The sequence below is a fragment of the Arthrobacter sp. AQ5-05 genome (assembly GCF_003287975.1).
GTDB lineage: Bacteria > Actinomycetota > Actinomycetes > Actinomycetales > Micrococcaceae > Paeniglutamicibacter.
In genome coordinates this window covers 1-1,630 of the sequence record NZ_QMKQ01000070.1, presented here as the reverse complement: position 1 = coordinate 1,630, position 1,630 = coordinate 1, and the positions used below count along the sequence as shown (strand labels likewise).

Sequence of the window (1,630 nt, the reverse complement as noted above, 5' to 3'; positions counted from 1 at the left end):
AGCCTTGATCCACCGATGAGATTTGGGAGCTGCTCGGCGTTTTAACCACGAAATGCCCGTCGTATCAGGGAAAATTGAACTTGCGACAGTAACAACATTCCTGAAATGAAGGGCATCTCGTAGATGCAAGTTTCCCACAAACCCTCCGCCGTGTCAGTTTCCTTCGACGAACCGAACCTCGTGTCCACCGCCGGGTTGCTCCCGGCCATGGTCCTGGCCCGGGACTCAGGCCTGCATGAACTGGCTGACCAATGGCTCAGCGTGCCCACCGACAAAGGTGCCAATCCCGGGTTAAAGGTTGCTTCCCTCGTGGCCGGGATGGTGGCCGGCGCCGACTCCATTGACGATATGGCCCTGTTGCGGCACGGAGCCATGAAAAAGGTCTTCACCGCCTGTTATGCCCCCTCCACCCTGGGGTCCTTCCTGCGCTCCTTCACCTTCGGGCACGTACGCCAGCTCGATGCCGTGGCCTCCAGGTTCCTGGTGAGCTTGAACCGCAAGGCCCCACTGCTGGGTGATGTTGCCGCTGATGACTACGTTTACCTCGACCTCGATGACACCATCATCGAGGTCCACGGCTACCAGAAGCAGGGCTCGGGCTACGGATATTCCGGGGTGCGCGGGCTCAACGCCTTGCTGGCCACAGCTTCCACGAAGGACGCGGTTCCGTTCATTGCCGCCCAACGCCTGCGCAAGGGCGCAGCCAACTCCGCCCGCGGAGCCAAGAAGTTCGTCACCGAGGCACTGGGCACGCTCACACGTTGCCAGCCCGGATCGAAGGTGTTGTGCCGTTTCGACTCGGCCTACTACGGCCACGGGCCGGTAGCGGCGGCTTTAAAGGCGGGCGCGCAGGTCTCGGTGACGGTGCGCATGGACCCGGCCGTGAAGCGGGCGATCGCCACGATCCCGGAGACTGCTTGGGAGACCATCCACTACACCGATGCGATCCTTGACGAATCCACCGGGGTCTTGGTCTCCAGCGCCGAGGTCGCCGAAACCGGCTTCACCGCGTTCACCTCCCGCAAGAAAGCCGAACGGGTTCCCGGGCGCCTGGTGGTGCGCCGGATCCCGGAACTGAACCCGAAGAAGGCCGCCGGGCAAGACACCCTCTTTGACAGCCACCGTTTCCACGCGTTCTTCACCACCGTGGATTCCGGTGTCCTGGACACTGTCGCTGCGGACAAGACCCACCGCCAACACGCGGTCATCGAGCAGGTCAACGCGGATTTGAAGGGCAGCGCACTGGCCCATATGCCCTCCGGGCACTTCGGCGCCAATAGTGCATGGCTGGTGGCCGCGGCCATCGCCTACAACCTCACCCGCGCCACCGGAATCCTGGCTGGCGGCACCTTCGCCAAGGCTAGGAGCGCAACGGTCCGGCGCAAGCTCATCCAGGTTCCGGCGCGCATCGCGCGCAGTGCCAGGAAAACCAAGCTCCGGCTTCCGCTGGATTGGCCCTGGGAAACCGAATGGGAACGGCTCTTCACTTCCGTGCACGCCCCACCCCAAATCGCCTAGAACCGTTCACCGAGCCCTCTGCGGCGCAACCAGGAAACCCTCGTGGACCACCCGCCGGCAGAGAGGCTGGCGCCCTTCCCGTGCCCAAAAACGAAACCGCCCCCGTCCGTCG

Annotated in this window: 1 protein-coding gene; it reads left to right on the top strand. The window is 63.6% G+C overall.

The window, feature by feature from the left end; genetic code table 11:
- Nucleotides 1-123: 123 nt before the first annotated feature.
- Complete coding sequence (locus DQ353_RS21005) at nucleotides 124-1,518, top strand: IS1380 family transposase (protein ID WP_113765123.1); 1,395 nt, start codon at nucleotides 124-126, stop codon at nucleotides 1,516-1,518.
- Nucleotides 1,519-1,630: the final 112 nt, after the last annotated feature.